We start from the raw sequence: 7,962 nt of genomic DNA on the forward strand, positions 1-7,962 counted from the left end.
GCTTATCCAGTGCGCCTGGTGCTAACTCAAACTGTGGCTTTACTAATGAGAGTAGTTGCCCCCCAGTGGGAAGAAGGGCGGCGATCTCAGGCAAAATCAGGGTTTGCGAGATGAACGAAACGTCCATCACGGCTATATCGATAGGGTGTTTAGCCACGGCGTGTTGAAGGGCTGTCGATGATGCCATGTGACGAGCATTTAAGCCTTCAAGACACGTGACTCTCGGGTCATCACGTAAGCACTCGGCTAGCTGGGTATGCCCGACTTCAACACCGATAACATGTCGGGCGCCAAATTGAAGTGAGCAATCGGTAAAACCTCCCGTTGATTGGCCAACGTCTAACACGATGCTCCCTTCCAGGCGCATGTCTAGAGCGTTAAGAACGCCCTCTAATTTTAATCCTGCCCGGGAAACGTAACGTTCCTCAGGGTCTTCATCAATATGAAGTGGAGTATCCAGCGGCCATTTTTCGGATGGTTTTACGAGTGGCGTGCCATCTTGAAGAAACACGCGACCGTTGCGAATTAATCGCTGCGCGCGTGTACGTGAACTGGCCAGCCCTTGGCTGACCAATAATTGGTCTAATCGTGTTAGTTGAGTCATTGTCGTCAATATGGCGGTTATTAAACGCTGCTAGCGAGTCTCGCTACGGAGTATGTGGCCCTTTGTCTGCCTGCAGTTCGGTGGGGGATAAGCGGCTAGCTCCCCAGCTGCGATGCAGATAGCCTTTTACAGATTCAAGTTCTTCTTCCGTTACTGTGGCTAACTCGCCACGCTCCAACGGATCAAAGTGGTAAATATATAATCGAGACGTGAACTGTGCGAAGGGGAGCGAGGCTTCGCCAAAGCGTTCTCCGTTACCTGAGGTGCTAACTTTAACGCCGTCTCCCCAATCTTGGCCGCTGTCGTTATTGGGGTTGTAAAAATAGATCCTCATCACATCGTTGGGATCTAGTGAGGCGCGCAAAATGGTAATTGCATGCCAACCAATAAACCGGGCAGCACTGTCAGTGACGGCAATGCCAGCAGGCTGAGGATGAATTAGCGGTTGGTTGCCATTGTAGTAAGGGTGATAGCTGGCGTAGAAGTGACGAATAAAACTATCTACGCCGCTAAGTTGGCCGGAGGCAACATCAACGTTGATGCTAAAGCCCCGACCTGACCACCATCCGTGAAATTCTGGGTTAACCCAGCGGTGGGGATCGCCTTCGCGGCCAATGCAGCGCCTGCCCATCTCAGCGTAAATACGGTCAAGATGGGGGACAACGATCAACGAGGCTGGGTCGAGGTCCATCGGAAGCTCGGAGGCAACGCCTGAGGCGCTCTCCATTGAAGAGATTGGCTGACCCTCGAAATGCATAATGATTTCATCATCACGCGCAGCCCAAGCCACCATTTGCAGTAGATAGTCAGGGTCGTTATAAGCCCACATAGAAAGCGCTCTCGCTGACTGGCAGGTAGGGTTGTTGCCCTGTCCTACACCCAGCGGCAGTCCTAACATGCAAAGCACACCTTCAATTAAACGTGCGCGGGGTGATGCATCTTCACCATAAGCAAGGTTCAAGCGTGCTTCTGACCACTCTGAAAGCTTTAGATTTAGCTGCCGCCACATCGCTGGGGCAACCGGGGGTTGATAGAGAATGCCCCGCTCCAGTAGCAGTGCCAAGCCATACACCGCTTGGGCTGTGGCGGGATAAACACCACCGCGAATTAGTGCATGCACTAGCTCGCGATAGCAGAGTAGGCAGTCACGCCCCGTCGACGAGAGACCCAGTGCCTCTGATAGAAGGTGGTCGCCCTCTTCGAGTAAATAGCGCATCAGTATCGTGTGATAGGGCGACACCAGCCCTGTGTCATGCATCGCACGGGCGAAGCCTGTGGATTCCGCTTGCAAAGCCGCGTTATCCATACGCTCCAGTCGTTCACGGTATAGCTCAACGCCGGGGTCTTCACGACAAGCTTGGGTCGGCCCGAAAAGTGAACTAACCAGCCTGTCAGCCCCTTGACCACTTGCTCCCAAATCAATGGCTGGATTAACTTGGCACAGCGCAATTTGGGTGATCATCTGTTTTATGGGATCAACCTGTATAGGGCGCTGTTTTAAAATGCGCCATATTTCATCAATTAGCTGATCAATAACGTGTTCGTAGCCAATTCGGTCGGCTAGGTGTTGAAACAGTTGCCGGGGAATCGTCGCTAATCGACCCTGGGTTTCCCGTTCGGCTTCGCTAGGTGCGTTAAATAACAGCCACAGATTGATGGCCATTACTTGGGTTAAATAGTGGTGTGCATGCTCTTGGGATACCAGAGCATGTAAGTAATCACCTTTGGCGACTGCTAAAAGTCGCAGCTCACTCAGCGCCTCAATAACGACCACATTGGCGTCAGGGCTTTTCAGAGAGAACGTAGTGAGAGTAGGTACTAGGAACTGTGGGGTTTCCCAGTCTGAGCCTGCAAACACACCGGCGGATTCAAAATCCGCCGCGCGTGCTTCGAGGGCAGCGCAGCCACCCTCCTGCATCAAGATTCGGCGCGCAGTATCCATTACGCGGGGCAGTTTCGCCGGTTTAGAAAAAGCAGGCGCCTGCGAAAGCAGGCGCACCGCATCATCAAATTTGCTCAGCAATCCATTGAGCTTGCCATCTTCAGTTGAAGATGCCTCTTGATTGATCGTCACATTGACTCCTTATCCCAGCCGAGGCAGGGATTATACATAGAAGTCGAGGTCTTCTTGGCGTTTAAGCAGATCACGCAGTGTGTGTGCGTCTTCGCCTTTAAAGTAGACCAAGCCCCAGTGGGTACCAAACGCCGTACGTTTAGTGACGGTTTCTTCAACCGGTGATGTCAGCTCGTGGGATTCAAAATAGGGATGATCCTCTGTTTCTTCAGGAATCTCTAGGCGGCTAACAACCCGGCGGCGGGGATAAACGCCAAAGCAGCCCGCGAACCCATCTGCGTCCACCACCTCTTTGGGAAAGAAGGCAGCGACTTCTTCTTTTGTGCTTTTAGGATCGAATACCAGCATAGACGCCTGATAGGCGTTAAATCCGTAAACCCGCTCGAGAAGTTCGAAGACTTTAAAGCCAGGTGGGCGGTAAGCGACTTCGCCAAAGTACATTTCACCGTCGCTGGTGACAAAGTACTCGGGATGAATGAGACCGAATTCAATATCAAACGCTTTGATCAGCTTTTCGATTTGTGCCGTAATCTGCTCGCGGTATTTTTCAAGCTCTGGAGACGCAGGCACAAATACTGAGTAGCCAAGTGTGACGTACTCTGAAATATTCAGGAAAGCGATCTTGCCATCGTGAATCCACGCTTCTACGGCGAATTCCCAGCCGTCTAAGTGAGACTCCATCAGCACAGGGAACTCTTCGTCGGGGATAGTATCGACTTCATCCGGTGTGCGAATAACGCGGTGGCCAAGACAGCCAGCCTTATCGAACGCCTTCAGGTGGATAGGGTCGTTGGGGTCGCCATCCAGCTTGAGTAGCGTCTGATTAACGCGTTTAAGAAAGCGTACTACGTCATCTTTATCGTGGGCTTCTTCGAAAATACCCACACGGATGCCGCCAAGCTGGGCGCGACGCTTCATCAATGCTTTGTCGCGAAGCAACAGCGATTGCCCGTAAATACGTGGATTGTCGAGTAGCACAGAGTTAATAGCGCCAGCCCACTCAACGGTTTCCTCATAAAGCGGAATAGCGACGTCGACGCCTTTTTCTTTCAGCGTTTCAGCAATTTCGATGGAGCGATCATTGAGACGCTCAAAATTCCATGGAACGTAGGGAATATCATGTTTCTGGCAGTACTCCTCGGCCCAGTCGGGTGCAACCACGATGTAGCGGCGGTCAAAATTCTCAGCCGCTTCGATCGCATTGAGGCTCCAACCTAGTAGGGCGATATAGCCCTTATTGGTATCCTTTTGCATGACGGTGACTCCTGTGGGTGAGTGAATAAAGTTGCCATACCACTTACTTCACCATACACGATAGGGCCTTCCGTCGGCTAATTAGCAGCCACTGAAGGTGAAAGTAGCCAAAAATAAGCGCTTTTGAGGGTGGCATACTAAAGAGCAAACCCCTGAGTATGTTAGGCTAGGCTCCTTAACATTATGTTCAAGTGGCAAGAGGAATAGGCCAAGATGGCGGCCAAGCCGATCTACCGTGTGGTGGTTCACCAGCAGGGTGAAATATGGGATTTATACGTCAGAGAAATCTTTCAAAGCGAACTCTGGGGCTTTATTGAAGTCGAGGAGTTTGTCTTTGACGATGCGTCGCGGGTTGTTGTTGATCCAGGGGCGGAAAAGCTACAGCGTACCTTTGAAGGTGTTAAGCGCAGTTATCTGCCGCTTAACGCCATTGTGCGTATTGACGAAGTAGAACGTGAAGGCCCTTTGAAAGCAGTTAAAAGCGATGCCCGCGTCGCAGAGTTTCCTCGTCCCTTTCCATTGCCGCCTCGTGGAGAAGGGTAAGCGCCTAGACAAGCGCACCGCTTTGAGCGATACGCGCGACGGCTTCGTCTGCCTCGCGCGTTTTTACAATCAGGACATGACGTCATGCAAGTAAATAAACTTCGTAGTAGTTGTTACGCCACTGCCGTTGGCGTGTTGTTGAGTATCGGAGGAGCTCCTGCATTTGCCCAGTCTGATAACCAAGCTTGGGTAAGCGATGAGTTAAGCACGTATGTGCGTAGTGGCCCCACCGATGGTTATCGTATTGTGGGAACGTTAAATGCAGGTGAGCAGGTCGAGGCGCTTGAAACAAGCGGTGATTATACCCGCGTACGTAGTAGTAGCGGCGATACGGTGTGGGTGCTCAGTAGCGAGCTACAGCAAGACCCGAGTGCCCGTCAACAGCTACCCGTACTACAAGCCCAAGTCGATGAGCTTACCCAAGAATTGGATGGCATTAACGATACTTGGGAGCAGCGCATTTCTTCTATGACGGAAACACTTGATATTCGTGAAAAGCGGATTGTCGAGTTAGAAGCGCGTAACCACGAGCTTGATAGTGAAGCAGAGCAGTCTCGCCAGCAGGTGCGTGCCTTACAGGCGCGTCTAGACACCCAGGAAGAAGATCTGCTAATGCGCTATTTCATGTACGGCGGTGGGGTTGCCGGCGCTGGGTTATTAGTCGGGCTGATTGTCCCCCATTTACCGCGTCGTCGTAAAAAGAGAGACCGCTGGTTTTAAAGCGACGTAAAAAACAAACGTTTTGTGTAAATTTCGAGCACGAGGTGGCCGCAATGGAAAACCCCTGGCGCCAACGTTGGCAAGAGGGACGTATTGGCTTTCATTTGTCCGATACACACCCGGCGCTTGTCCAGTACTGGCCTACGCTTAATGTGACGCCTGGGGCCAAAGTACTTGTGCCGTTATGCGGAAAAAGCCTGGATATGCGTTGGCTAGCAGATGCAGGGCACCCCGTGCTGGGCATTGAGTTGGCTCCTGAAGCAATCGAGCAGTTTCTGGCCCAGCGCAATGCGAGTGTATCGCGCTATACCCAGGCAGGTTTTAATGTCTCACGCCAGGGTAGCGTTGAAGTGTGGTGCGGTGACTTTTTCCACTTGCACATCAAGCAGGCGGCGGAAGTGGGCGCATTTTATGACCGCGCTTCATTAATTGCACTGCCTCCGGCTACTCGAGAGCGCTATGCCTTCCACCTTGCTCAGTTAGTGCCGCCTGGTGCTAAAGGGTTATTAGTGGGGTTAACCCACGATGAAGACAATGCAGGCCCACCTTACAGTGTGCCCAACGGCGAAATTGAGCATTTGTTTATGCCCAACTTCCGCGTTGAATTGGTTGAGAATAGAGAGGCTGATGAACGGGGCCGCAGCGAAAGCATTTGGGTGCTGGAGCGTCGTGGCCCGCACGTATAAATCTGCCCGCAAAGCGGGCAGATGTTCTCAGAATAAGCTATCAGGATAAAACGGTTTAGCGAGCGAGTAAGCGGCCCAACTCTGGGTCACTAAACGCACGATTTAAACCATCACTTAACAAATCGTTTAGCATGCGTGCATTGGCATCTTCGCTGGGCTTGATGGCATAGCCTTGGGTGCGTCGCGAGGTGTAAGTGCCGGTATACGTCGTGCCTTTGTTCTGGGCAATCGCTCGGAAAACTCCCTCAATACGCGCTTCGTCGATCAGCGGTTGGCCGCTTTCACCTTTGGCATAGTTAAGGCCAGCGAGTTCAAGAGTAATGCTCGGGCGGCCTTGGGCAGCATCGCGAGTAGGAGTGAACCCCATATCGCGCACAGCGCGTTCTGCTTCGGCTTGCAGCTGCGGAATGAGCTCATGACTGCTCACGGTAATCTGCGCGGTCGACATACTGCCACCTGAGCGTGTTCCAATCACTTCACTTTCTCTGGCATCAGCAGTTATCACGGTGACTTGTTGGCCAGAGCCTGTCTGCGGCACGCTGGCGCTGCGCTCTGGGCTTAGCTGTAGGTACTGAGGGCTAGCGCAGGCCGCTAGCAAAACGCTGGTAAGCAGCGCACCAGAGAGGTGTAAAAAATGGCGCCGACGCATGGTCTTCCTCCGCTATGGCTAAAACGTCAGTATAACGCGGGTAGTGTGCTGGCGGTATGTTCTGGTGGCGTGGGTTGTGCCGTCGCTTTCAACGCCGTGTCGTGAGAAGCGCCGTCAGCGATATCGATCAAATGCGTTAGGCTGTTTTTTTGGAATCAGGACCAAGGATTAACCAGACGGACAATAAAATGACGGCAGACCCTGATAAGAACCCGCTGGAAATCGTTTCATCAAGCACTAAAAAGCCCCATAGCACAGCGAAGGGTGGTACTAAGAAGGTGACGGTGAGCGACCGTAAAGGCCCGATGTCGGCGATCAATCTAAAATAGAGGATATAAGCGAGAGAGGTGCATAAAAAGCCGACGGCTAGCAGACTGATCCATACATCACCTTGAAGCCAGTTAATGCTAGGGCCATATGAAATATTCCAGATCAAAAAGGGGCTGAGAAAGGCGGTCGCGCCTATTTGACTGCCAAACGCTACCAGCGTTGAATCTAGGCCGCCCTGTTGGGTTATCCACTTTTGGGTGAGAAACCCCGCAAAGCCGTAACCAATAGTGGCTATGATGCAAGCGGCCACGCCGATGTATATATTGCCGACGATATTTGAATCACCCACCGTAGTAATGACCGTAATACCGATAATACCTAATGTGACACCTATCCATTTTCTTAACGATAAACGCTCGCCAAAGATAAATAAGCCAATCATGGCACCCGTTAAAGGCGTTGTGGCATTTAAAATAGCGGAGTATCCAGCAGGTAATAATGTTGCTGCTATGCTGTACATAAGAAAAGGAATGCCTGAGTTGATAGCGCCCAATATCAAAACCTTGCCTAGTTTACCTCTGAATTCCAGGCTTTTGCGTATGATTAAGATGATAAAAGCTAAACCCAGTAGGCCAAAAAAGACTCTAAAAAATGCTGTGTTGATTGGCCCTATCGCTGGGGAGGCGATGCGCATGAAAAGAAAGCTAGCTCCCCAGATAGCGGCTAATGATAGGAGTCGTATATAGTCGATTGCTTTCATTTTATTCCCCATTTTAAGGTTTTCTATTAGTCAACAAGCCCTAGGGTTATCCTCGTGTGGCTCAGTATTGCCGCCTTTGGAACATGGGAGAAACCCGTTTCTTGCTGTCTTTGTAGTCGGTACAAAATAGGCATCGCTATGACGTTTACAGATCTGTTTGAAAACGACGATATGAAGTTGATTAACCTGCTTCCACAAGATGGGGCGGTCTATTACCACGGCAAACTTCTAGAGACGGCCATTGCCGATATGTATCTAGCTAAATGTCGGGACGAACTAAGTGCCTGATCTTAAGTTTTCGTGTAACGTTGGAGTCTGATATCTCTAACGGATGGAACCATGTTAAGGCGTTTCGTTGCTCCCCTTACTGACTCTGAACAGCAGACGCTGTCCTCCGCCTAT

9 protein-coding genes are annotated in these 7,962 nt (G+C 51.3%); 4 read left to right on the plus strand and 5 right to left on the minus strand.

What is annotated here, in order from left to right; all coding sequences use genetic code 11:
- The 3 genes from INT22_RS07165 to INT22_RS07175 all read right to left on the minus strand — a co-directional run.
- On the minus strand, positions 1 to 604 hold a 604-nt coding region (locus INT22_RS07165; protein ID WP_226912480.1), incomplete at its 3' end, for a TlyA family RNA methyltransferase.
- 43 nt (positions 605 to 647) lie between these two features.
- Complete coding sequence (locus INT22_RS07170) at positions 648 to 2,678, minus strand: hypothetical protein (protein ID WP_193059332.1); 2,031 nt, start codon at positions 2,676 to 2,678, stop codon at positions 648 to 650.
- 30 nt (positions 2,679 to 2,708) lie between these two features.
- On the minus strand, positions 2,709 to 3,932 hold the full coding sequence (locus tag INT22_RS07175) for an ATP-grasp domain-containing protein (RefSeq protein ID WP_089038628.1): 1,224 nt from the start codon (positions 3,930 to 3,932) through the stop codon (positions 2,709 to 2,711).
- Between the two features lie 213 nt (positions 3,933 to 4,145).
- Here INT22_RS07175 and INT22_RS07180 point away from each other — a divergent pair, with 213 nt between their 5' ends.
- The 3 genes from INT22_RS07180 (at position 4,146) to INT22_RS07190 (ending at position 5,881) form a co-directional block, all read left to right on the plus strand.
- Complete coding sequence (locus INT22_RS07180; protein WP_009100748.1) at positions 4,146 to 4,475, plus strand: DUF1820 family protein; 330 nt, start codon at positions 4,146 to 4,148, stop codon at positions 4,473 to 4,475.
- An 84-nt stretch (positions 4,476 to 4,559) separates the two neighbouring features.
- On the plus strand, positions 4,560 to 5,195 hold the full coding sequence (locus tag INT22_RS07185; protein ID WP_193059333.1) for a TIGR04211 family SH3 domain-containing protein: 636 nt from the start codon (positions 4,560 to 4,562) through the stop codon (positions 5,193 to 5,195).
- Positions 5,196 to 5,248: 53 nt separating this feature from the next.
- Positions 5,249 to 5,881 carry a thiopurine S-methyltransferase gene (locus tag INT22_RS07190; protein ID WP_089038626.1) on the plus strand — a complete coding sequence of 211 codons (633 nt, stop codon included), beginning with the start codon at positions 5,249 to 5,251 and terminating at the stop codon, positions 5,879 to 5,881.
- A 55-nt stretch (positions 5,882 to 5,936) separates the two neighbouring features.
- Here the strand turns inward: INT22_RS07190 and INT22_RS07195 are convergent, their stop codons facing one another.
- The gene (locus INT22_RS07195; RefSeq protein WP_089038625.1) at positions 5,937 to 6,530 is read right to left on the minus strand and encodes a YajG family lipoprotein; all 594 of its coding nucleotides are present in this window, start codon (positions 6,528 to 6,530) and stop codon (positions 5,937 to 5,939) included.
- A gap of 136 nt (positions 6,531 to 6,666) precedes the next feature.
- The gene (locus INT22_RS07200; protein ID WP_193067953.1) at positions 6,667 to 7,560 is read right to left on the minus strand and encodes a DMT family transporter; all 894 of its coding nucleotides are present in this window, start codon (positions 7,558 to 7,560) and stop codon (positions 6,667 to 6,669) included.
- Between the two features lie 138 nt (positions 7,561 to 7,698).
- Here INT22_RS07200 and INT22_RS07205 point away from each other — a divergent pair, with 138 nt between their 5' ends.
- Positions 7,699 to 7,848, plus strand: a complete 150-nt coding sequence (locus tag INT22_RS07205; protein WP_226912481.1) for a hypothetical protein — start codon at positions 7,699 to 7,701, stop codon at positions 7,846 to 7,848.
- The last annotated feature ends 114 nt before the right edge of the window (positions 7,849 to 7,962 follow it).

Origin of the sequence: Halomonas sp. 3D7M, from assembly GCF_014897885.1 — a bacterium.
Lineage (GTDB): Bacteria > Pseudomonadota > Gammaproteobacteria > Pseudomonadales > Halomonadaceae > Vreelandella.

What these genes read in the sequence shown, in the direction of transcription:
- INT22_RS07195 (WP_089038625.1), bottom strand. Translation starts at nt 6,530, where the DNA reads ATGCGTCGGCGCCATTTTTTACACCTCTCTGGTGCGCTGCTTACCAGC.
- INT22_RS07180 (WP_009100748.1), top strand. Translation starts at nt 4,146, where the DNA reads ATGGCGGCCAAGCCGATCTACCGTGTGGTGGTTCACCAGCAGGGTGAA.
- INT22_RS07190 (WP_089038626.1), top strand. Translation starts at nt 5,249, where the DNA reads ATGGAAAACCCCTGGCGCCAACGTTGGCAAGAGGGACGTATTGGCTTT.
- INT22_RS07205 (WP_226912481.1), top strand. Translation starts at nt 7,699, where the DNA reads ATGACGTTTACAGATCTGTTTGAAAACGACGATATGAAGTTGATTAAC.
- INT22_RS07185 (WP_193059333.1), top strand. Translation starts at nt 4,560, where the DNA reads ATGCAAGTAAATAAACTTCGTAGTAGTTGTTACGCCACTGCCGTTGGC.
- INT22_RS07175 (WP_089038628.1), bottom strand. Translation starts at nt 3,932, where the DNA reads ATGCAAAAGGATACCAATAAGGGCTATATCGCCCTACTAGGTTGGAGC.
- INT22_RS07200 (WP_193067953.1), bottom strand. Translation starts at nt 7,560, where the DNA reads ATGAAAGCAATCGACTATATACGACTCCTATCATTAGCCGCTATCTGG.